The organism is Xanthomonas sp. WHRI 1810A, assembly GCF_040202885.1.
Taxonomy (GTDB): domain Bacteria; phylum Pseudomonadota; class Gammaproteobacteria; order Pseudomonadales; family Pseudomonadaceae; genus Aquipseudomonas.
Genome location: NZ_JBEGED010000003.1, coordinates 259,517 through 282,622, shown reverse-complemented (window position 1 = coordinate 282,622; position 23,106 = coordinate 259,517). Strand labels below are relative to the sequence as shown.

Sequence of the window (23,106 nt, the reverse complement as noted above, 5' to 3'; positions counted from 1 at the left end):
ATGAATCAAGTGCCAGCAGGCCATAGGTTTGCTGGTTCCAAGTTCCAGCATATCAATCAGCGTCACTAACACATTCTTAAAGCCGAGCAAAATTCGAGAGCTGGGCTAGAAGTCAAATAGATGCGCCTGAGGATTTGCGCACTGTTCCCCCCCCCAAGGGCGATAATTTACCCTCTCCGCCACCAGATCCTCGAAAACGGCGCTTCGTTGGCAGTGGCTACGCAGGCAACGCCTGTACAAACATTGCGATGGCTTGCTCGGCGATTTCTTTTTTCAGCTTCAAAGTCAGTTTTTTTTTGCCACAGAACACGCTGGGTGCCACCATTGGCAATGACACAGCGGAAGTCAGCATCCCGAAGAAGAGGCGTTCATTCGGGGCGACAATCACGCCTGCCGCTTGAGCCTTGGCAATGATCGGTTTTGAAGAGACGCTGAAGGGCCCGACAAGCTCGACGCTCAGCTTAGTTAATCGGTCTCCAGGGTTGCTGGCTTCTTGAATGAGAAATGCTGGGAACTCGGGCATTTCATATGAAATGTCAGCAAACAAACGAATAAATCCGATGATTGCATCCCTAGGATGGCTATCCACCTGAACGGCCAAAAGCCTTAGTTGTTCCAGATGGTGCAGTTGTCTTTCAGCAAGGTGCTCGACAACCGCGTTCCATAAATTCGCTTTGGAGCCAAAAATCCGGCCAACGAGGGCCATGTCAACTCCTGCGTCAGACGCCAGGGCTCTTAGCGAAACGCCTTCATAGCCGTACTTGGAAAAGGACTGAAGCGCTGATCGTAGCAGTGCCTCTCTACCGCTTGGCTCGCCGCTGCGGCGCCGACCGCGTGCCGGTTTGACTGGCAATGTCTCGTTCAACGAATTTCCTAATATGGGAGGAAGCTAGTGCGATACGTCTTTGAAGCCGTGGCCAATTGAGGCTCAACTGGCCACGGCTCGATCAAATGGTAACCAAAGGGATCAACAGGTGGCTATCATACTGGCCGCCCATGTGGATGACATGGCGACCCTGATTGCATGAGACGGGCGTCGGAACCCGCTGTTCCCCAATAGCTTTCGGCGAGGTGTCAGCTTTTCCACCATAGGAACGCACCGCGACCTTCTGCTTAGGATCGTAGGTGAAACTGTCCTGTGCTACCTCAATGGGCACCGCCCCGAAGCCCATATCGAACCGGGTGTCCATTGGCTGGTGAGCGCTGATGGTCAGGTATAGCTCCTCCCCCCGCTTGTACCGCATCGCCATTGGCCAGATCCCAATTTCGACAGGGACGACCTCCCCAGGCTTCAGCAATTGCTCACGCTCATGCTTCAGGTACGGTTCGAAATGAGTCGAGTTAGCGCTATCAAGCTCTCGTTGGGATACGCGCAGTAGGCCGGTTGCCGCCACTGGGCCCACCATGCCTTCACCGAGCTCGCGATTGTATGGATTACCTTCCGAATCGCGCTTCTCGACCGTGACTGACAGCTCCATGTCGTTTGCGCCCTCAGCCTCGACCCACAGACGAAGCTTCATGTAGCCGATAAGCTCTACATCCTGATCGAACCGATAGGTGAAATGGACGCTGCCTTTGGGCGCAACCTGATAGGTCGTTTTACCCTCATGTGGAGGCTTTTCCTCAATCAAGCCATTTGAATCATTTAAGTAGAGGCTTTTGGCTTCAACGCGCGTGGGAGGCCAGGCATCTTCCACCCTGTCAACCACATCGGTGCCGCTCGGATCCAGGACGCAAATGCGGACTCTAGGGGTGTCCTGCCATCCATTGGCCTCACCCTTGAGGTAATGATCGAAGAACTTCAGCAATTCCTGCTCATACTTTGGCGTATAGAAGTCGAGCCACTCATTGGTGTTGTTGACTCGCAGCCATTTATCTTTCGAACCCAGCTTGCGGAACCCTTCGAAGCTTCCATGTGTGTGAGCAGCGTTTGTATAGCTGGCTACAACATAAGTGGGCACCTGAATTCGTTCGAGCCGTGCCTTCTTGTCCTCCCAGTAAGGGCTCATCAACTGCTGCTCAATGATCATCCTGGGTTGATCTTCAATGTAGTTCTTACCAGCGAAGGTCTGGATGATTGCTTCAGGAAACGCGGGGGCTGGGATACCACCACGGTTTCCAGTTTCACGGAAATGATCACTGAAACCTTCCCAGGGAGCGATTGCGGCCAGATGTGGAGGTTTCTCCGCCGCGATGAACCATTGCGAAACGGCCAACCAGGAATTGCCAGCCATGCCGACCTTCCCCGAACACCACGGCTGCTCGGCACACCATTCGATGAAGTCATATCCGTCCTCTGCAAGCTGACGCCCCCAGTAGGAGATATTACCCTCAGAATTGTAGGCACCCCGGGGGTCTGGGTTCAACACTACATATCCCTGCTCAACCCAGAAAGCCGGATCGGCACCTTCAAATTTCTGTAGCTCCGACACCCACTCCAGCGGCACTCCAGCACGGCCGTGAATGTCGTCCAACCATTGGCCTCCTAGCTGCTTTCCATAAGGGCTCCACGAGATCAGCGCAGGGTACTTCCCACTCTTTGCGGGACGGAACACATCCACATACATCGTCACGCCGTCGCGCATCTTCACCGCGACGTCGCGCTCTAGAACGATATCCACCGGCAATGGCTTGGCACCGGCACGTCGGACTGAGCCCTCAGGCAGAACGACTTGGCCGGGGGAAAACCCCATATACCGGGCGCGGGGAGCCTCTGGAGGCATAGCTTTACGGTAAGGAACTGGCAGACTCTTGTTGCCATAAATTCGGGTGGGAAACGTTTTTTTCATGACGTCATCTCCAATGGTGGTGGCTCTAGCAACATTGCCGAGAGCAGACATGAAGGCGATGCTGACTGCACCTGCCAAAACTGTGCGGCGAGGCATTATCAGCGCGTCAGAAAATATATTGTCCTTCAACTCATGCATCCATAAATCATCGATTGATGATTTATACTGGACGCTTTCTCACACCCTGTCAAAGGTCACCTGACGAGGCGCCGTACGGCTCAAGGCGTGAAAAAAGGAGAGTGCAAACCTGTTCCATAGCGCCAAGGCACCCTAGTGCAATCAGCGTAGGACGGGATGAGCATAGCCAGGAACCTATAACGATCTCGTTCGCCCAGAAATCCGTAATGACGGGCAGTCAGACAGTGGAGGAGTGCGCACGTGCAAACTTGGCCGCCTCGATCCTTAAGCCGCCTTGCTGGTTGATACATGGCTTAATTTCTAAAAAAACTTCGTATCGGGACTGCCTCAATGTCCGTATCGCCCTTGGTAAGGGGCGGTACAGGCGTTGCGCCAAACCTTTAAAGCAAGCGTTAGGGCTCTTGGTCGCGTTGGACGAGCAGGACTGAGCTAAGCACCTATCACCGCTTCGATTTGAGATTTGCATTGAATAAGCGCATTTTTCAGTTCTTCAAAATGGTCTTTGAATCTGAGCGCCGGTACTGCCAAGGCCAACGCATACTGATCGACGAATCCGGTGCGCAGTGTCAGGCCTATGCCGCACACCCCACGCGCATGCTCCTCCCTGTCGATAAAGCATCCGGACTTCGCACCGACTACCAGGTCAGCCCTCAGTGCATCAATGTTCACAAGAGTCTGTTCAGTGCGTTTTTCTAACGAAAACCCTGTCGACAACATCGCAAAGACATCGTCGCTTAGCTGGGCCAGCAACGCTTTGCCGTGGGCCGTGCAGTGAATCGGAAACGCAGTACCTATTGCAGAAACAACCCGCAGTTCCTGATCTGACGCGTACTGGTCAACCAAAACAGAATGGGTACCCCGGTAGATGCATAAATCGACCGTTTCTCGGGTGCTACGCCCAAGCGCTTCGATGTAAGGACGAGCAATGCCGATTACGTCTTTGTGCGCTGACGCCGCCAAGCGCACCAAGGCAGGCCCAAGTCTCACTCCGCTTCCATCAGTGCTCACCAGTTGCTGTGCTTCCAGCGAGCTGACCATCCGATGAACTGTAGTCTTAGGTAGATCGCAGGCCTGGCTCAACTCTCCGAGGCTCGCGCCGAACGGAAACTTTTCAAGAGCCGTCAGGATCGCTGCGGCACGGGCGATCACTTGCTTCCCAGACCCTTCTTTCTCTTGACTCATCTATAAATTCCCTACCAAGCAATCATCTCGAAAGCATACCTCATCCTTCATCCATGACCTCCCTATGCCACGGTCGGCCCGCAGCGCGTTATCGATAAGGTTATCCGGCGGTTAAAGCTTGACAGCTCAAGCTTGAGCGATGAGCATGTTCCGCTCAGTGGTTTTATAATCCACCATACGGAACGAGTAAAGCATGACTTCTCACACTTCCACCCCGTCAGCCTTAGCTGCCTTCACACTCCTTGCGATTGCATGCCTCACAATTATGGTGGGATGCGTAATCGTCCCTGGCCTTCCTAGAATTGCTGAAGAGCTCGGGATCGATCACGGGGTCGGCCTTCTCGTGACCCTCCCGGCGCTAGGCGTAGTACTGTTTGGGCCTATAGCAGGAAGGCTTGTGGATCGATTTGGGCTGTATAACTCCTTGATGGCAGGGCTGATTGCCTATGGAGCGCTGGGGATGGCTGGGGCCGCAATACACGGCCCATGGGCTGTATACACCGACCGCCTCTGTCTCGGTGCTGCTACCGCAGTTATCATGTCGAGTGGTACAGGATTGATTTCCGCGCTCTACACCGGATCCGCACGCCTAACCATGATTGCCCGACAGGGCATGTCGATCGAATTGGGAGGGGTTGTATTCCTGTTCATCGGCGGCTTGCTTGCAACGATCGGATGGGCTTGGCCATTTGTGCTCTACCTGGTCGCTTGGATTTTCGCCGCGATGTTGTTTTGCTTCGTCCCGCGCCTACAGCACAGCCCGCAAGAGAGAGGCGATGAGGGCGGCCGTGATGCGGCAGTGCCCCAATCATTGAAGATAGTGTTCACAGCTGCGGTTATGTCAATGCTGTGCTTCTTTACCGGCATTATCGTGCTGCCAATCGCTCTGCGTGAGCTCGGACTCAATGAAGCCCAGACCGGGTATTTTCTGTCATTTATATCGTTGATCGCTGTCGGCGCCGCCGCCATGATGCCCCGATTCGTCAATAGGATTGGGGAACACCGCACCATTGCCATAGCGTTTGCTTGCTACGCGGTAGCCCATGTCGTCTTCGCTATAGGCGATGGATTGTCGATTTATCTAGGGGGCGCGATCGCGCTCGGCGCGGGTTTCGGACTGTCAGTACCCTTGGTCAACCACATGACGATTGAGCAAAGCCACAGCCAGCTACGCGGCCGAAACCTTGCCTATCTGTCGATGGCCATCTTCTTCGGTCAGTTTATTTCCGCCGGTATGGATCTCATCCCTGGTAATCCCGAGGTCATTTTTTCCAGTGCAGCGGCTCTGGGGTTGGTCATTGCAGTACTCCTACTGGCCGGCCACCAGCAGCAACGTGCCCACTTGGGTTAAGAGACTTAAGGGCTAAAAAGTAGGCACCCGATGGTGCCCACTTTCAACGAGTACCCATTGTCTATTTCGTATGGTCTATCACGATCTTCCCAAAATGTTGGCCGCTCGCCATATGTCTGAAAGCGCCTTGTAAATCCGAAAGCGGAAATACGGTGTCGATCACTGGCTGCAGTTGATTTGCCTCAATCGCCTTGACCATGTTTTCAAGATCTTGCCGGGAAGCTACGGTGATGCCCTGCAAGCGAATCTGCTTGCCCATCATCGCCGCCAACGGAACATAGCCACCAATCCCTGTAAGCACGCCTATCAATGCGATAGAGCCGCCCACACGAGATGCTTCGATGGACTGGGCCAACGTTCCCTGCCCGCCGACCTCAACGACATGATCAACTCCCACCCCTCCACTTAAAGCCCTGACGCGCTGCCCCCAGTTCTCATCCTGCGAATAGTTCACGCACTCGCCGACACCCAGCGCACGAAGCTTTTCAAGCTTAGAATCAGCTGACGATGTACCGATAACCGTTGCGCCCAGCATCCTGCTGAACTGCACAGCGAATATCGATACGCCGCCGGTTCCCAGCGTTAACACGGAGTCCCCCGGTTTGACCTGATTCTCGACCACTAGCGCACGCCAGGCCGTAAGAGCCGCGGTCGTCAGCGTTGCGCATCCGAAGGCATCAAGGTTGCTGGGCGCATGAACAAAATGTGAGGCCGGTTTGGTCACAAAAGAACAAGCGAAACCATCTACGCCGTCACCTGGAACGGTAGAAAATCCAGGTACTTTTTGTCGACCTGAGTTCCAAGATGGGAAGAAGCAACTGATGACGCGGTCTCCTGCCTGGAATTGAGTTACACCGTCCCCTACTGATTCCACTATGCAGCATGCGTCAGAAAGCAGGACGCGGCCAGGTTCACTAGGCAATCGACCCATCACGACATTGTAATCATGCTGATTCAACGAAGTGGCCAACACCCGTACCGTGATCTCTCCCGGACACGGTTCACTCTGGACGGATTCGTTATCCGAAACGATGTGTTCGATACCGGGGATCTTACCCAGTCGGAAAGTCGGCATGGTGCTTCTCCTAAAATCAATGATGTCAGGGGGGCGATTCCCCATTTTAGATGCTGTTGAATGTCGAGCGACAAGCCCCTCCATCAAGGCTTTGAGCAATCGGCTTCAGAAACCTGTTCCCCTTTGATAATCCTTGAATAGAGCAGCGCACTATCTTTCGGAGTTCTTTTCTGTGTGTCGAAATCGACGTAAATCATCCCGAACCGGCTGCCGTAGCCGCTGAGCCATTCGAGGTTATCGTGGCTAGACCAGACGTGGTAGCCCTGTACATCTGACCCTGCCTCAATCGCCTGCTTCATAGCGTCAATGTGGGTAACCAGATATCGGCATCGGTTGACATCATGCACTGAGCCATTAACCAGCGTGTCCTCGTCGGGGAAGCCGGCACCGTTTTCAGTGATGAATACGGTTGGGTTACCGTAATCGGAGCGGATCCGATCGAGCAGAAGGCGAAACTGGTCTGGTCTTACTGCCCCATTGAAAGCTGCTCGAACTCCGGCCGGAATCCACATTTGGGGATTGTATTCACTGACACCTGCCGTATGCCGAACGTACAGCGGCGAGTAGAAATTAACGCCTAAATAGTCAAATTTCGCCGCACCGATCCGCTCCGCATCTCCCGGCTGCACATCGATAGCGAGGCCTCTACTGCTGGCAAGATCAAGAACGTCCTTTGGATAATGGCCTTTGTACATTGCATCAAGGAACCAGCGATTCAACACCCCATCAGCGAGCTTAGCATCGCGCTTATCCTCAACAGACGCTCCATCACCTGTCAGCATGGGGAATAGCGGCACCGCTAGACCCAGTCGACCTTGATACCCGCTCGCCGCAAAGCTTTCTTTGGCGGCAGCGGATGCAAGCAGGATGTGGTTGAAGACCTTAAGTGCTTTTTCTAGGTGAGCCGCATCAGGAATGATCGCTAGCGTCCCTGGCTTACCGGCCAGCCGTTCTTCAGCCATTTCTTGAGTGGCGCGCTCAACGGATGGCTCGTTGACCAGGACGAACAGGTCAACCTGGTCGTGGAAATTCGCAAATACCACGTCTGCGTATTTCTTGAACCAATCCACGGATTTGCGATTAGCCCATCCCCCTTCACGCGACAGGCTCGCAGGCATATCCCAGTGGTAGAGGGTGAGCATCGGTTTGATTCCCGCTGCCTTGAGATCGGTAATGAATTGACGATAGTGTGCGACAGCTGTCGGGTTTACTGGCCCCAAGCCGTCAGGAATCAGTCGAGTCCAGGAAATCGAGAAGCGATAGCTCGTTAACCCGAGCTTCTTCATCATGGCGATATCTTCAAGGTACTGGCTGCGATCATAGAAATTGATTGCCGTGGCACCAGAGACGCCCGGCCCAGCGAGGCTATGATCATCGAGGTAAACATCCCAGATGGAGGGGCCACGATTATCCATTCGCGTAGCTCCCTCCACCTGATAAGCAGCTGAGGCAGCCCCCCACCAAAAAGGCTCCGCGCCCTGCGAAACGTTTGACGTCAATGAAAAGGCAAGAGGAATTAAGGCTGCTAAACGAATCATTATTGGCGTCCTAGGGTCTGGGCATCATTATTGATGTAATCGATCAGTGCGGAACCCCCATTAAATCATCATACGATGACTTGGCGCCAGGATCGCTCGATCAAGCACTCGCCAGAATTACCGCGTTCTACCATTTTGCCTTGCGCGACCTCTATAGCAGCCAAACCGGATGATTTTATCGCGGCGTTATCCAGGCCATGCAGGGCACGCAGGCCGTCGAATCAGAGGCGTATCTGTTTCTTCAGGTTAAGGAATAGAGCAGATTACCGCCCTTCAGGCACAAGATCACTAATGCGCAGCGGCATCCAGAAGTCGATGGTGTAGACCATGCTCTAGGGGGAGCCGTGCTCGATGCACTCTGCACTCGATACTACAACATTTATTATTGATCGCCATTTTCCTCAAAGTAATCGATTTGGAATGGACTTCCAGGGTATCCAGAAGGCCAGTTTGTGAGGGCTAGGAAAAAAAATACGACTCCTTGCAGGCAAAATATTATTTCTTCCATAATTGTATTGGCTCTTCGTAAACAGATGGAAAAGGACTATTAAAGTGATGTGTGCCGCTTCATCTTCAGATAAATCGTACCGTACCGTACGGTACACTTATGAATTATAATATTCTCGGCTTTTTGGAGTTGTCAATGATTTTTTTAGGTCATAAGGAATGAGGGCTAGAACAGAATCACGCCGCAACGCGATCATCGATGCTGCTGCCAGCGTATTTCTGGAAATGGGCTATGAGGGAGCCGCGATGAACGAGGTCGCACGAAGAGCTGGTGGTTCCAAGACGACGCTATACAGCTATTTCACCTCCAAGGATGAACTGTTTGCCGCTGTAGTTGAGTGCTATGCCATGTCTCATTTGTCTAGCGCGGTGTCGATGTTGAATGCTGACAGTCAGGATGTGCAAAGTCTGCGATGCTTGCTTTTACGCTTTGCCGAGGGCGTCCTGACGGTAGTTACCAATGATACTACCGCCCTTGCGGTCTATAGGATGGTAGTGGGCGAGTCGGGGCGCTCCAAGGTCGGCCAGATTTTTCATGAATCTGGGCCACAGCAATGCGTTGATGCTCTATCTGAAGTGCTGAGCACTGCAATGCGCCGCGGAATTTTGCTCGAGGAGAATGCGTCATTGCGAGCATCGCAACTGCTGTCGCTCATAACGGTGGAATGTGAACAACGGGTGTATCAGATTGCACCAGAGCCGGTGACGCTGGCACGAATCAAGCTCATGGCCGCGTCAGCCATTGAGATGTTCATGGGTGGCGCAGTGAAAAGACTTTAGGCGAACATTGAAGCGTTGTTACTTAAGTGTGCTGATCGATATCTGCGGCGTTCCTGGATGTCGCTCACCTGCAGCAGCGCCGCTTCTTCACGGCGCAGCCCGTGATAGAGAAGAACAGCCAATATCGCCCGGTCGCGCTGCCCTTTAAGTGTTGCTTCATCCGGCGCTTCGAGCAGCGCCTTCGCCTGGTGATCGCCCAGTGCCGGCGTCTTGCCTTCGTTGCTTTCTATCCTGGGACGTTTTACCCCATGCACGGGACTGCCACCTGCGATCGCATTGCTTTCCAGGAGGTGATCAAAAAGGCTGGCCAGCGCGGCCAATTTGCGCCGGATCGTCGCTCCCGCTAAGCCGCGATGCTCGAGCTGGGCACGCCAGGCCAGAACGTGCGATCGGGTCACCACACGAAACTCATCGGCCGAAGCCAAACCGACAAAACCGCAGAAGTCTTCCAGGTCATTTTGGTAGGCGCGTCGTGTTCGAGGGTTGTCCAGGTTGGCAAACCACTCGACTGCAGCGGGTACCCGAGCCAAATCCTGAAATTCGACCGCCGTCAGCCTACGCTGATCGTTCTGGGCAGTTTTCGTCAGTTCCTGCATATCTATCTCTCTGTTGGCACCGTCACGATCACTAATGGTCATCCCAGTCACAAAAACACCGCGCTAAGCTTTCAGCGTACGAAGATCGGATAAACGGTAATAATTGGTGATAACCTATTTTATTGCCAGTGATCTCGAGCAATACAAATTCACTCTAGTATAGATGGATATCAGGATGCGCCGCTTTTGGCCTAAGCTAAATGACAACGGGTTTAACACCCAGAAAAGCATGAGTCGCGAGCGTTTTCTATTGAATTAGCGATCTTGAGCACGAGTTAGCATAGCGAGTCGAATAGCGTCTGTAGCGTTAGGCCGCGTGAGCGGCCCGACGGCTTCTAACTGGTAAGCCTAGCGGCTGCGTTCACGCTCTGATTGCGGTAAGCAGCGCTGTGATACCGACGTGCTCGGTATCATTTGAGGTTTGGGCGAGCACATGAAAGCTCATCTCCGTGCCCCTCTTGGCAGGGTTTCGGTCAGCAGCAACCACCAGTGGCTCCTCCAGTTTTATTTATATCCTGCTGTGTGATCGCCTCAGTTAGTTCATATTCATGTTGTGAAATGATAACCATTTTCTACGAACTATAGTAGTTCTAGGTATTATATGAGGTGCTCAGGATATTACTTGGGGGGAAGGCGTGCGAATCGGATCTTGTCTCGCTTTTAAATAGAGCAGCAGCGTTGTAATGTCAGTGAAACAAGCGTGGTTGTGGTCAAGTTATAAACAGGCTGAATATCAATGGTCTTTCTAATGGTTTTGGTGATGTGACCTGTTCAACCTCAGCGTCAATGTAATATCCTAATGACGGATACTAATGGATATAGCTATGCTAGTCAAAATCTTCGATTCGCCTGTCGCCGTAGCCACTCGACAGAGTGCTGGCAGAGTACGTTTAGATGGCTGGCTTTAATTCGTTGATCCTAGAATCCATACTACTCAATCGTGACAGATTTTTTTAACTCACTTAACTCTGTCGAAAGTTCCAAAATCTTAGCATCTGCCTCCAATAACAGCGATAGCAGACTATCTCGCTGAGTTTTTATGTCTCGAATTTGGTCGCGTAGGCTCCGATTTTTCTCTCTGTGGCTCCCCAGCTTCTTGTGTTTGGAGGCATTTATGTAAGGAGAGAACGATTCTGTCCAATTTTGGATTTCGAGAACTAGGGCTGGAAACCGGCTTTTCTTTAGCGCTGACGGATCTAGCCCGGCTTCTCGTGCAACATTATTTTGAGTGATCACAGTTCCAGCAGGGACGATCAAAGACTCCCTCTTTATTAACCTTTCGAAGGCCGCGCGAAATCTATCTTCCGCTTTTGAAGTAGGGTGCGCCACCTCAGTGCTCCGCGATTTCAATGATTTTTAAAATGCTCCGAACGGCATAGTGCTGTGCTTCTAGTGACTGTTCGTAAGGAGAATGCACAAGAGCAGTTAACTTCCGTTCTCGTATGATGGATTCCAATTTAACCATGGATTTTTTCTTATTTTTATCGATCAAAAGGTGAGCGCAAGGACCCGTATCCACCCCCCCTCCACATCTAAGAATGTTTTCTACTCCGCCGTACTGGCAGGTTCCGCGATAAGTGCAGATACCTAGCAGGACGTCTCTCCAGGACAGCTCGCCATTTCTTGCAGCGCGCGTTAAGCTTTTATAATCGGTCTCACATATAGGAGAAAGCATTTCACGTTTGCGCTCAACCCCATAGGCAGATATGTAACGGTCCTCCAGAAAACTTAAGGCGCCAGAAGCCTGGACATCGTACATTGCCTTTAGATATTCCGACTTGGCCTCTTCGTTGAGTAAAATGTTAGAGTATCCTTGGCGGTAGTATAACGACTGATTTCTCGAAAGGTGCTTCAGTTGATATTGAGCTGACTCATCTGTTACCATATTTGAGGCGTGCATGTTAACAGCGCCTGTTCGCCTCAGTTGGTGCCATGTAAATTCCCAAACTTTGCCGACCGAGAACTTTTCTCTGTCAAGGGATGGCGTGACCAACTGGGCAACTTCCAAGTCGCGGCTTTGGATAGTGATTTCGGTCAGATCGAAAAGTCTAGGATGAGTGGCTATTACTTCCATATATGAAAAGTAGGATGGGCGTTTAGTCATATCCATTTCAACCCCAGCACGTTTTGACCAAGGCTCATACGCTCTATTAATGAGGTAGGGGTTAGCATCGTACTCATTATCATAGGGTACCGTCGGGTCTTGTCGTGCACAGCGCATACGTAAATTTGCAACCAACGACATGGCGCGAATCGCAATTTCGATGGACGGAGATACTACCCACCGGGCGTCAGAATCATGATAGATCTTGGTCGTCTCGCCCGATACCAGCCAAAGACGCCCAAATTGGTCATCGTCTACGTAGCTTAGGCAGTCAGCGCGTAGCTCAGAAGCTTCGCGGTATCTCATCATTGAAAAACTGAGCAGGTATGCCAAGCCGACTTGTTGCGCCATGGTTAACAGCGAGGCGAACAATGTTATTCCGAGTCCATAGCTATCTACCTCAGTGTCTTCTTCAAGGATCCAGGTTTGGAACAGCGTTTCCAGTTGGTACTTTTTAAGAATGCTCGAGAACTTTCCACCGTGAACTGCGCTTCTATGATCTTTGTAGATTCTAGATCCGAAAGCAGCACCAAGACCCTTTCGGTTACCATAGCATGCCTCCACTCCGTAGAATTGTAAGCTTACCTCTAGGCAGTGACAAAAACAGGCCTCGAGATTAGCGCTGTTGCTCACGAAGTCATCGAGGAACTCGCGCAGTCTGCTTACCTGATATTGCCAAATTCGTGGAGGTATATATGGGGTTTGTCGGGTTGCGTGAGTGCCAGAGGATGATACAAGCCGCGCAATTTGCTTCGGTTCGAGAACTGTGAATCCCAGAGACGCTCGATGCTCATAGAGGCCGTGCAATATTGACACCAGACCAGCGGCGGCGGATGAGGCCAATTCCATCGAGATTTTTTCCAGAATTGGAATATTAGAATTCAACTCTGTGATTTTTATTCCGTACCTACTGCAGCACTCGAAAATTTTATATAATTTTACGAACCTCGCTTTTAGGTTTGCGGCCGTGCCAACAGGCTGGTGCCCATACAACCACCAAGCGCAGATCTGCCGAAGCCTATCGCCGTTGAATAGACTATTTTTTGCCTTAAACTTAAGCTCTGCACTATCGTTGAAATTTATTATGGAAGAGGAGGACGACCAGGGCGTTAGATCCCATATGACATCTCCATATTGGCTTATAGTCGCGCCCTGCTTGTCCCGAATAATGGGGAAGTCGGATCGTGGAGGCCATGTATCTAACACGAAATTAGGTATGTAGTCACCCGTCGACTCAACCCTAATGTTAATATTGCGCGGTATCTTCATCTGCCGCCTCCAATAGTTGAATAAATCCATCCCATTTCGGGTGATAATGGCTTTCGGCTACCCTGTCGAGTGCTTCCTTTACCCACTTGGCGCGATTTTGATTTGACTCAGCAAAAGATCGGAGTTTCGAAGTAACGGCATCTATTGCAAGCGCGCAGGGATTCGAGTTATGCTGAATGAGTTGGGACTTATAGGTGGCGAGTTCCAACGTTTTATAGTGGCGGTACGATGCTAAAGACCATGCATGGTCTTGAGAATCAATGTCACGATGACTTGCGCAAAATAGGCAACCCGCAGGGCTTATGCAGTCTGGAACTGTTGCATGCTTGGGTATTGCGCTAATTGCTAGAGGGCTCGCAATACTACAACCCCCCGCACCTGCCGCTTGGAGTGTCGGATCATGCGCCTTGTAAAACGAGCTTATTTCAACTAACGCCATCTGAAAGTTTGGAATATGATAATGTCGAAAGTAAGTTTCTTTTGTGTGCTGTCCTTGTTCGAGAGTCAACTGTAGGTTTTTGGTTTGCCGAGCAAACCAGTTTAGCTTCAATTTCCTAAGATTTCTGGCGAGTATTGATGTTATACCGAGCATTTCGCACCGCGATTTCACAGCTTCAAAACTTGGGGCGAAGTCTGAGAATGTCTTGCGTTGGTGTGAGAAGAAGGGGAAAAGTAGATCATTGGCCTCAAGTGGGTAAAGCTCATTGCGCCACTTAAGGTAATGCTCGAATATTTCTTTATATCCGCTAAAGATCTCAAATTCCACAGCACCTTTCTTTCGGTTTTTGTATATTCGCCTAACTTCGTAACCGTCACTCAAGCCTTTGTAGGAAAATTTCCCGACTTTCAGCTTTCTGGCTTCGGCCAGATTTATTGCGGTCTGCGATATAAAAATCAACAATTCGGCCATTACCCTTAGGTTGATTAGAGGGTACCTCGAACTAAAAGTTTCAGTTATAATATCCGCAGGGGGCGTATATGAAGTTATTGCGGCGACTCTAAAATTCTTGCTACCCGGCTTGTAGCGTAAGTATTCTTTTAGTGTTCGCCCGTCGCTAAGTGAAATTACTACAGGAATGGTCGATTGTATATTTTCAATTGTGAGGCTGCGCGTAACATCATGCAGAAATCGCCCAAACTCGAATGCCCTTGGCAAATCCAATTTTTCAGACGCTTTCTTCATTCTTGACCGATTTCGGCTTCTGATTTTGCTCTTGCAAAATGGGGTGCGCGAATGCAGGCCGAGGTTAAAACCCAATATCTCGTCTATGAGAGACCCTAGTTTTGAGGCGAGGTTAGTTGCATGTTCGCCATCGATGGCGCCATTGCGAAAGCGCTCCCACAGGTAGTCAGCCCATGCCAAATAAAGGTTTTCAATGCTCTCGATGGTTATGGACGCGCGTCTTTCTTCTGCCCACCTGAAAAATGCTCTAATTGCGACAATCTTCCCTCTAAGCGTCAACGGGCTGCCCCCACCTACAATCTTTCCGTTAAGGACTTCATGTATTTTGACTACGAGGGGTAGCCTTTCGACGAGAAGTCTTTTATTTTTAGAGGCTAACAGCTTTTTGCTATTTCGCACGTTTCCCACTACGCCATTCTCGTACACTAGGCAACGCAAGTCATGGCGGGTTTCCGCAGCCCCATAATTAACACTTGGAAACGTTAAAGCAGGCAAGTGGTTAGTTATCATAATACCTACCTAAAAACTCTCTTGTGAATCTGTTGTTCGCTTCCGCTTTGATCGGGGTGCTCTCTACAAACCTAATATACCTAAGCGTAGTACTTTCATTTTTGTGCAGTAATGCGTTTTTTACCATCGTGAGCGCGTGCTTCGGATCTATAGATAATGCTACCTTAGTATACTCGGTGGCGAAAGTGGCTCTAGACCGATGAAAAGAAAACCCATGCATTACGGCTAAGCCGCGGGACAGCCCTTTTTTTCTTAGATCGTCCATCGCCACATTCACTGCAGGTGAGGTAGTAGTTCCTCTTTGTGCATAAGAGTTACCGCGGCTTGTTAAAAACAGGAAGTCTTTATTTGCTTTTTTAGCTTGAACCTCTCTTTTGGCTCGACGCGTACAATTGCTGTAAGTGATTAATGTTGCCAGCAGCAGTGCCGGAATTTCTATCAGTCCAGAGATGTTGTATTTAGTGCGCACTGGGGGAGATGCTGTCGGGCCCACCCTAACGAGAAAAGTTTTATCTCGGACGGGGTGCTGCGTGGCCATCAAAAGATTCTTGATCTTCAAGTCGCATATTGTTTGAATTCTCATGCCCGAGTGAAATCCTAAAAGAAGCATGTAGTATAACTCCACAGGACAGTACTTCTCGGCAATGTCCAAAACTCTTTCTCGGTCTTCGGCGGAGACTGGAAAGACTCCATCCTCCAGTTCTATGCCCCGTTTGCCCGCATTAGGGATGCTTAAGTCACTTGATTCAATTTGCAGCGTGCGCTCAAATCCCGTAATACTTTGAGTTGTTATAGTTATTTTTTTGTCTGTCCAAAGCTTGGCCGCAGATGGGATCAGTCCACATTTCTTTACCCAACGGTAGAAATGGATAACTTGATTCATCCTGGTTTTAGCTGTGGAAGGCGCAATATTCCCTGCATTCATTTCTGCAATAAGATATCCCCGATATCGCAGGAGGCAGCGTTCGTCCCTTCGTGTAGGAAAATATTTCCAGTCCAAGCTCTCTTTCTCTAACCATGATGCATAATGTTGGAGAGCATAGGCTTGAGATAGCGCTGTTTTAACATCCTTTCCATTAGCGATGACTTGTTCCCGAAGCCAAGAGTTAGCTTCCCTCCATGGCGTACAAGTTTTCCAAAACAATGCAGGCAAGTCATGCACTGTTATTTCTTCGGACTGTTCCCAATGCACTTTGTCAAGCTCAATGCGTGCATGGCTTGCATGATACTTGATGCTTTCTAATCTTGCCATTTTGGGCGCTTTCGTTGCTCACCAGGTCTTCAATAACTATCAACATTTCGGCCGGTTGTCCAATGCTCTATCAGGCGTGTTTAGCAAGAGCAATTTTTTACGGTAATTCTTACAGTCACAAAAAGACCAACCAAAGTGGGGCCATCAAAAGCAGATTTAATGCCTATTTCTGCCGTGTTCAGAGATGCATGGCATAGGCGTGGCGCTCGGCTAGTATTGAAGTTCATTAGCTCTTGCTAGTCGTATGGCTCGGTCTCGCGCTCGGCTCAACGTGAGTTGCTATACGAAAATGCTATTCAAAGTGGTACCTCTAAATTTTAATCACGTAGGAGGTGTTGAGTTGACAGATACTCGGTGAGGCTCCTGCTGTTCGCGCACGTTGAGCAAGCCAAAATAACAGTATGAAAATGGTAAGTCGCGGAGGGCTTCGCCTATCCTCATAATGTCCATGGTTTCACTTATTCATATCGAGTCCATGGCATCAACTAATCTGTATCCGCCGTCCTTGGGCAAATCGGCGGGTGCCAAGTTGAGGGTGATGCGTCGCGCCGGGAATTCCAGTCCACAGTTGAGGATGGCGCTGCGCACGCGATCCTTGCTCTCCTTCACCGCGCCTTCGGGCAAACCCACCAACGTCAGCGTCGGCAGGCCGTTGGCAAGATGGCATTCAACGGTGACGGCGGGTGCTTCGACGCCAACCTGGGCACGGCTCAGAACGATCGCGAGGGACATGTCTTTCCTTGAAGGCAGCACCGCTTCCTGCGGCGAGCTGAAGGATAGTCATTGCTCCGGCGCGTGGCCCCGTGCATGTTCTACGGCATGTGTATGAATGGAAGGAAGAGTGATGACCAGTAATGGAGAGTGGCCTGTGCATCCAGGGGAAATTCCAAGCGAGGAGTTTCTCGGACCGCTGGCCTCTGCGGTCACCTACGCCGGGGCGCGAGCCGGTGACTTCGAAGCGCTTGTTGCCATCCGGATTGACGCCATGCGTGAGAGCCTTGAGCGCATTGGTCGATTTGATCCCGTGCGCGCCCGCGAACGTTTCCGGGACGGCTTTTCCCCCGAATTTACTCGTCACGTTGTGGTCGCCGGCAAGCGGGTGGGTTTTGTCGTGGTCAAGCCGCGTATCGACGGACTGTTGCTCGATCACCTCTACATCAAGCCAGTCGCACAAGGATCAGGAATAGGTTCGATTGTCCTTCGTCAGATCTTCATGGAAGCAGATGCGGCGGCACTGACGTTATATGTTGGGGCGCTGAAGGAAAGCGCTTCAAATCGGTTTTACACTCGTCATGGTTTTCAGTTCGTCGAAGCTGGTGAATTTGATAACTATTATGTTCGGCACGCTGCTCAAGGCTGCTCGCCAGTGGGTGGCTGAACGAAACCTTCATAGACAGTCGTTGCTGCGGCGCATGGCCTCGTGCATGTTCTACGGCATGTGGAGAAGTCGACGGACTCAGGGGCGCCATGACCAAGATTGGAATGCGGCCCGTTGTGAGACCACCCCGGAGTTCTGGCTGAACTTGTAGCTCACTTACGACCTGCGCAAAGAAGAGATAGAGCGGGGTGAGGCGATCAAGGCCCAGGTTCAGCGCATTGCGCACTGCGCCTGAGCACCCGCAGCGTTAAACGCTCAACCCTGTGGCTTATCCCCTGACGCTTTCGGCTGGGTCGCCAACTGGGCTTCCATCTCCGCCATCTTCGCTTCCAGTGCCTCAAGTCGGGCGCGGGTGCGGGTGAGGACGACCATCTGGCTGTCGAACTCTTCTCGACTGACCAGATCCAGCTTGCTGAAACCGCTTTGCAGAAGGGCTTTGAATTGCGTTTCGAATTCACTGCTCGAAACCGGGGATTCGCCTTTCAGCAAACGGGAAGCTTGAGCACTGATGGCGTCGAGAAAATCTTTGGGCGCGAGCATGATGGGATTCCAGGTTCAGATGCGCGGCAGTGTACCACGCAGGGTCTACAGTCCTTGGATGGACGGGCATTGCACGGTAATCGCGCATCGTGGCGTGCATGCGCGCACTGTTGTTGTGCGCAGGGCCATCTTGCCGACGTGCTCACTTGCACTAATCTTGATAGATACACCGTATTCAATGAAATTCAGCGAAATGGCAAGCTTTCTGCTTAGTGGCTTATGACCCATGCACTGATGCAGTCGCTGTGACGAATCCAGTGCGACAGGCGAAGCGGGGAAGTGTTTCGTCAGGAGCAGTTTTCTGGCGTTGATCTGGAATGATTCGGGCCATCGACGCGTTACAAAGCCAGACACTGCGCTTAGACTTGAGTCGGGTTTGTTTTCCTGGGGCAAGTCCACCAATTCGGGAGAAAGTTTCATGAAGCTAGTCACTGCCATCATTAAGCCGTTCAAGTTGGATGACGTACGCGAGTCGTTGTCCGAAATCGGCGTGCAGGGCATTACGGTAACTGAAGTGAAAGGCTTCGGACGTCAGAAAGGCCACACCGAGTTGTATCGCGGTGCGGAATATGTAGTCGACTTCCTTCCCAAGGTGAAGATCGATGTTGCGATTGATGACAAGGATCTGGATCGGGTTATCGAAGCGATAACCAAAGCCGCCAATACCGGCAAAATCGGTGACGGCAAGATCTTCGTGGTTAATCTGGAACAGGCCATTCGCATCCGTACCGGCGAAACCGATACCGACGCAATCTAAGCCGCCCACCCCAACGCCCCAGGAGAAAACAATATGACTCTGCGTCAATTCGCAGGGCTAGGAGCCCTGTTGTCCCTCGTCACCCCTGGCTTGGCCATGGCGGCAGACGAAGTGGCAGCCCCAGTCCTCAACTCAGGCGACACCGCCTGGATGCTGACTTCGACCGCTTTGGTGCTGTTCATGACCATTCCCGGTCTCGCCCTGTTCTACGGCGGCATGGTCCGCTCAAAAAACATTCTTTCCGTGATGATGCAGTGCTTCGCCATTACCGGCCTGATCAGCATCCTGTGGGTCATCTACGGCTACAGCATTGCGTTCGACACTACCGGTATGGAAGCAGGCGTCGTCAACTTCAACTCCTTCTTCGGCGGCATGGGCAAGGCGTTCCTGGCGGGTATCACCCCAGCGAGCATCACAGGTCCAGCTGCGCTGTTCCCGGAAGCCGTATTCGTCACCTTCCAAATGACCTTCGCCATCATCACGCCGGCGTTGATCGTCGGTGCGTTTGCCGAGCGCATGAAGTTCTCTGCGATGCTGATCTTCATGGCCATCTGGTTCACCCTGGTCTATGCGCCGATTGCGCACATGGTCTGGAGCGGCGTCGGTGGTCTGTTGTGGGACTGGGGCGTACTCGACTTCGCAGGCGGCACCGTCGTGCACATCAACGCCGGTGTTGCCGGTCTGGTGGCTTGCCTGGTACTGGGCAAGCGCAAAGGTTTCCCGACCACGCCAATGGCTCCGCATAACCTGGGTTACACCCTGGTCGGCGCGGCAATGCTCTGGGTGGGCTGGTTCGGCTTCAACGCCGGTTCCGCTGCTGCGGCCAACGGCACTGCAGGCATGGCGATGCTGGTTACCCAGATCGCGACCGCCGCTGCGGCACTGGGCTGGATGTTCGCTGAATGGCTGACCCACGGTAAGCCAAGTGCATTGGGTATCGCATCGGGCGTGGTTGCAGGTCTGGTTGCAGTCACTCCAGCGGCCGGTACAGTCGGCCCGATGGGTGGCTTGATAATCGGTCTTGCAGCGGGCGTGGTGTGCTTCTTCTGCGCCACCACCCTGAAACGCAAAATGGGCTACGACGATTCCCTGGACGCCTTCGGTGTACACGGTATCGGCGGTATCCTCGGCGCGATCCTGACCGGTGTATTTGCAGCCCCTTCGCTGGGCGGCTTCGGCACTGTGACTGACATTGCTGCCCAAGTCTGGATCCAGTGCAAAGGCGTCGGCTTCACGGTGGTCTACACCGGTATCGTGACCTTCATCATCCTCAAGGTGCTGGACGCGGTCATGGGCCTGCGTGTCACCGAAGAGGAAGAAGCAGTCGGCCTCGATCTGGCGCAACACAACGAACGTGGCTACAACTTGTAATCACGTTTGAAAAAATGCCCGGGCGACCGGGCATTTTTTTGTCTGGTGTTTGTCGATAGGGTGTTCACGCACGCTGACGTGCGCAATGGCTGGGGTGAAGCCGGTTGATTATCGCGGCTGGCGGGGTTATCCGACGGGGTTCCTGCGTTAGCCAGAGGCTTACAAACAACGTGGTTCATTACTCGCTTTGTTTTTTTTTCCAGCGCGTTAGAATGCGCGCCGAAGGGCGGAGAACTGTATGTGGCAACAGACCAGAATCACCCTGCGGGCCCGGCCCCGCGGATTTCATCTGGTGACCGACGAGATCCTCGCAGGGATTGCCGAGCTGCGTGAGTGTCGTGTCGGACTGTTGCATTTGTGGCTGCAGCATACCTCGGCGTCGTTGACCATCAACGAGAACGCCGACCCGGCAGTACGACGAGATTTCGAGCGTTTTTTCAACCGTCTGGTGCCCCAGGGCGTTCACGGCTATGAACACGATGACGAAGGTCCCGACGATCTGCCTGCGCACTTCAAAGCCAGTTTGCTAGGCTGCCATCTTGTTCTACCTGTTACGGCAGGAAGACTGGCATTGGGCACCTGGCAAGGTGTTTATTTAGGAGAGCATCGCGATGCGGGCGGTGCGCGTAACGTCCTCGCCACTCTCCAGGGTGAAGGGGCATGACCGCCGTTTAACGGCGGATGTTGAATTTTTCCCGGCTGTCTTAGAAATTACGCGCAGCTGGGCTATAACTAATCTGCTTTCGCAAGTCATGAGGTAGAACATGAGCGACGACGACATCGAAAACGAAGGTCTGGAAGACGATCTGGAAGGTGAAGAGGACGGTGAGGAGCTTGCCGCTGCTCCCGAAGATGATGGTTCGGACGCTGAAGACAGCCCCGAAGCGTCAGTAACGCCAACCAAAGGCAAGGCCAAGGCCGCCGTTTCGGTTGATGAACTGCCTAGCGTAGAGGCCAAGAACAAAGAGCGTGATGCTCTGGCTCGCGCGATGGAAGAGTTCCTTTCCCGTGGTGGCAAGGTGCAGGAAGTGGAGGCCAACGTGGTCGCTGATCCGCCCAAGAAGCCTGACAACAAGTACGGTAGCCGCCCTATCTAAGGGTGTCAGATACCGCGCTGGAAAAAGCCTGCTGTCGCTGCGGGCTTTTTTTTGCTTGAGATTTGCGGCTGACGCAGCTCCTACAGGTTGAAAGCGTTTAACCCCAACGCGCAAGGACATCCGGCAACTGCGTAAGGCTGCTGATCTCGGCGTCGGGTGCTTTGTCTGCTTCCCACGGCTTGCCGGCAGGGTTGTACCAGATCGCGCGCAGACCGGCTTGTTGGGCCCCGGCGATGTCGTCGCCCGGATGATCGCCCACATGCACCGCGTGCCCGGCCTGCGCGTTGCCGCGTTTGAGGGCTTCAAAGAAGGGCGCAGGATCGGGCTTGCCGATCCCCAGGTCTTCGGCACACAGGGCGAAGGCAAAGTAATCGGCCAGCCCCAGGCGGCGCACATCCGCATTGCCGTTGGTGACCACCCCAAGGGTGTAGCGCTTGGTCAGAATCTCCAGCGTTGGCACCACTTCCGGAAAGATATCCAGCTGATGGCGTCCGTGCAGGAACACTTCGAAACCTTCCTCGGCCAGTGCTTGCGCCTGATCATGACCATAACCGGCATCTTCGAGGGCATGAAACAGCACGCGGCGTCTCAGCGCACTGATGCGGTGCTTGTAAGTCGGATCAGCGTCCACCAGTCGCGCGCGAATGTCCCACAGATGCTCTACCGGCACGGGGCCCAGTTTTGGGGCGTGCTCGGCCAGCCAGTCGCGCAATGACGCTTCTGCACCGACGATGGCCGGCGCGGTGTGCCATAACGTGTCGTCCAGATCAAACGTGATCAGCTTAATGCTCATGGTCAGAAGAACCCTTGCGTTTGGCCCTCGGGTGGGCGCTGTCGTACACCGTCGCCAGATGCTGGAAATCCAGATGGGTGTAGATCTGAGTGGTCGAGATGTCGGAGTGGCCGAGCAGCTCCTGTACCGCGCGCAAATCCTGGGATGACTCCAGTAAGTGGCTGGCAAACGAGTGCCGCAGCATGTGCGGGTGCAGGTTCTGGCCCAGCTCGCGCTCGCCCGCGGCCTTGACCCGAAGCTGAATGGCGCGAGCGCCCAAGCGGCGGCCTTGCTGGCTGACGAACACGGCGTCGTCCTGCGGGTTGGCCAGCGCGCGCAGCGTGAGCCATTCGCTCAACGCCGCGCGGGCTTTGCTGCCCACAGGCAGGACGCGGGTTTTGCTGCCTTTACCGAGTACCTGGACCAAGCCGTCGGCAATGTCCAGTTGCTCGCAGTTCAGGCCCGTCAGTTCAGACAGGCGCAGCCCGGACGAATAGAACAGCTCCAGAATCGCCTGATCACGACGGGCAATGAAATCATCCTCGACGCCACCCTCCAGCAGCTGCAACGTGCGGTCGGCATCCAGCGTCTTGGGCAGGCGTCGTTCGCCTTTGGGCGGTGACAAACCGTCGGCGGGGTCGTGTTCGCAGACCCCTTCACGATGAAGATACTGATAAAACCCGCGCACGGCGGACAGTAACCTGGCGAGGCTGCGGGACGACTGACCTTGTTGATGCAGGCGCGCAACCAGACTGCGCAGGGTCGGGGCGTCCAGCGCAGTCCAGGTCGAGACCTGGTGTTTATCGCAATAGGCGAGCACCTTGTTCAAGTCCCGCCGATAGGCGTCCAAGGTGTGAGGCGACACCTGGCGCTCACTGCGCAGGTGAGTGCAGTAAGCATCCAGATGCGATTGCATG

Annotated in this window: 19 protein-coding genes and 1 pseudogene; 7 read left to right on the top strand and 13 right to left on the bottom strand. The window is 52.8% G+C overall.

Annotated elements, in window-relative coordinates; translation table 11 throughout:
• Nucleotides 1-217: 217 nt before the first annotated feature.
• The 3 genes from ABQX22_RS07345 to ABQX22_RS07335 all read right to left on the bottom strand — a co-directional run bounded on the left by ABQX22_RS07345 (nt 218) and on the right by ABQX22_RS07335 (nt 4,109).
• The gene (locus ABQX22_RS07345) at nt 218-853 is read right to left on the bottom strand and encodes a TetR/AcrR family transcriptional regulator (protein WP_279615245.1); all 636 of its coding nucleotides are present in this window, start codon (nt 851-853) and stop codon (nt 218-220) included.
• 94 nt (nt 854-947) lie between these two features.
• Nucleotides 948-2,927: a CocE/NonD family hydrolase gene (locus ABQX22_RS07340; protein ID WP_208600721.1), complete on the bottom strand. Its 1,980-nt coding sequence runs from the start codon at nt 2,925-2,927 to the stop codon at nt 948-950.
• A 429-nt stretch (nt 2,928-3,356) separates the two neighbouring features.
• The gene (locus tag ABQX22_RS07335) at nt 3,357-4,109 is read right to left on the bottom strand and encodes an IclR family transcriptional regulator (RefSeq protein ID WP_065986030.1); all 753 of its coding nucleotides are present in this window, start codon (nt 4,107-4,109) and stop codon (nt 3,357-3,359) included.
• 193 nt (nt 4,110-4,302) lie between these two features.
• Here ABQX22_RS07335 and ABQX22_RS07330 point away from each other — a divergent pair, with 193 nt between their 5' ends.
• Nucleotides 4,303-5,460, top strand: coding sequence for an MFS transporter (locus ABQX22_RS07330; RefSeq protein ID WP_349798003.1), 1,158 nt, complete (start codon nt 4,303-4,305; stop codon nt 5,458-5,460).
• A gap of 61 nt (nt 5,461-5,521) precedes the next feature.
• Here ABQX22_RS07330 and ABQX22_RS07325 read toward each other — a convergent pair whose 3' ends face one another.
• Together ABQX22_RS07325 and ABQX22_RS07320 are read right to left on the bottom strand one after the other, a co-directional pair.
• Nucleotides 5,522-6,535: a zinc-dependent alcohol dehydrogenase family protein gene (locus tag ABQX22_RS07325; protein ID WP_065987511.1), complete on the bottom strand. Its 1,014-nt coding sequence runs from the start codon at nt 6,533-6,535 to the stop codon at nt 5,522-5,524.
• 83 nt (nt 6,536-6,618) lie between these two features.
• Nucleotides 6,619-8,073: a glycoside hydrolase family 1 protein gene (locus ABQX22_RS07320; protein ID WP_083233044.1), complete on the bottom strand. Its 1,455-nt coding sequence runs from the start codon at nt 8,071-8,073 to the stop codon at nt 6,619-6,621.
• Between the two features lie 666 nt (nt 8,074-8,739).
• On the opposite strand from ABQX22_RS07320, the gene ABQX22_RS07315 reads away from it, so the two are divergent.
• Nucleotides 8,740-9,360, top strand: coding sequence for a TetR/AcrR family transcriptional regulator (locus ABQX22_RS07315; protein ID WP_065987510.1), 621 nt, complete (start codon nt 8,740-8,742; stop codon nt 9,358-9,360).
• Here ABQX22_RS07315 and ABQX22_RS07310 read toward each other — a convergent pair.
• The 5 genes and pseudogenes from ABQX22_RS07310 to ABQX22_RS07290 form a co-directional block, all read right to left on the bottom strand.
• Complete coding sequence (locus tag ABQX22_RS07310; protein ID WP_349798000.1) at nt 9,357-9,956, bottom strand: tyrosine-type recombinase/integrase; 600 nt, start codon at nt 9,954-9,956, stop codon at nt 9,357-9,359. The genes ABQX22_RS07315 and ABQX22_RS07310 overlap by 4 nt on opposite strands.
• A gap of 1,330 nt (nt 9,957-11,286) precedes the next feature.
• The gene (locus tag ABQX22_RS07305; protein WP_349797998.1) at nt 11,287-12,945 is read right to left on the bottom strand and encodes a hypothetical protein; all 1,659 of its coding nucleotides are present in this window, start codon (nt 12,943-12,945) and stop codon (nt 11,287-11,289) included.
• A 361-nt stretch (nt 12,946-13,306) separates the two neighbouring features.
• A complete protein-coding gene (locus ABQX22_RS07300) occupies nt 13,307-15,022 on the bottom strand; it encodes a hypothetical protein (protein ID WP_349797996.1) in 1,716 nt (571 codons plus the stop codon).
• On the bottom strand, nt 15,012-16,274 hold the full coding sequence (locus ABQX22_RS07295) for a site-specific integrase (protein WP_349797994.1): 1,263 nt from the start codon (nt 16,272-16,274) through the stop codon (nt 15,012-15,014). The genes ABQX22_RS07300 and ABQX22_RS07295 overlap by 11 nt, the downstream gene beginning before the upstream one ends.
• Before the next feature lie 495 nt (nt 16,275-16,769).
• Nucleotides 16,770-17,006: pseudogene (locus tag ABQX22_RS07290) on the bottom strand (magnesium chelatase domain-containing protein); the annotation flags it as partial.
• Between the two features lie 112 nt (nt 17,007-17,118).
• Here ABQX22_RS07290 and ABQX22_RS07285 point away from each other — a divergent pair.
• Nucleotides 17,119-17,652 carry a GNAT family N-acetyltransferase gene (locus tag ABQX22_RS07285; protein ID WP_349797992.1) on the top strand — a complete coding sequence of 178 codons (534 nt, stop codon included), beginning with the start codon at nt 17,119-17,121 and terminating at the stop codon, nt 17,650-17,652.
• A gap of 255 nt (nt 17,653-17,907) precedes the next feature.
• Here ABQX22_RS07285 and ABQX22_RS07280 read toward each other — a convergent pair whose 3' ends face one another.
• On the bottom strand, nt 17,908-18,192 hold the full coding sequence (locus ABQX22_RS07280; RefSeq protein WP_349797990.1) for an accessory factor UbiK family protein: 285 nt from the start codon (nt 18,190-18,192) through the stop codon (nt 17,908-17,910).
• A 418-nt stretch (nt 18,193-18,610) separates the two neighbouring features.
• Here ABQX22_RS07280 and glnK point away from each other — a divergent pair, with 418 nt between their 5' ends.
• From glnK to sutA, 4 genes are all read left to right on the top strand, one after another.
• Nucleotides 18,611-18,949 (top strand): P-II family nitrogen regulator, encoded by a 339-nt coding sequence (gene glnK / locus ABQX22_RS07275; protein WP_002555808.1) that lies wholly within the window; start codon nt 18,611-18,613, stop codon nt 18,947-18,949.
• Between the two features lie 33 nt (nt 18,950-18,982).
• A complete protein-coding gene (locus ABQX22_RS07270) occupies nt 18,983-20,320 on the top strand; it encodes an ammonium transporter (protein WP_441005248.1) in 1,338 nt (445 codons plus the stop codon).
• Between the two features lie 238 nt (nt 20,321-20,558).
• The gene (locus ABQX22_RS07265) at nt 20,559-20,984 is read left to right on the top strand and encodes a secondary thiamine-phosphate synthase enzyme YjbQ (protein WP_349797973.1); all 426 of its coding nucleotides are present in this window, start codon (nt 20,559-20,561) and stop codon (nt 20,982-20,984) included.
• Between the two features lie 100 nt (nt 20,985-21,084).
• The gene (gene sutA, locus ABQX22_RS07260) at nt 21,085-21,417 is read left to right on the top strand and encodes a transcriptional regulator SutA (RefSeq protein WP_349797971.1); all 333 of its coding nucleotides are present in this window, start codon (nt 21,085-21,087) and stop codon (nt 21,415-21,417) included.
• Nucleotides 21,418-21,514: 97 nt separating this feature from the next.
• Here sutA and ABQX22_RS07255 read toward each other — a convergent pair whose 3' ends face one another.
• Nucleotides 21,515-22,210, bottom strand: coding sequence for an HAD family hydrolase (locus ABQX22_RS07255; RefSeq protein ID WP_349797969.1), 696 nt, complete (start codon nt 22,208-22,210; stop codon nt 21,515-21,517).
• Nucleotides 22,200-23,105, bottom strand: coding sequence for a tyrosine recombinase XerC (xerC, locus tag ABQX22_RS07250; protein ID WP_349797967.1), 906 nt, complete (start codon nt 23,103-23,105; stop codon nt 22,200-22,202). The genes ABQX22_RS07255 and xerC overlap by 11 nt, the downstream gene beginning before the upstream one ends.
• Nucleotide 23,106 lies beyond the last annotated feature (1 nt).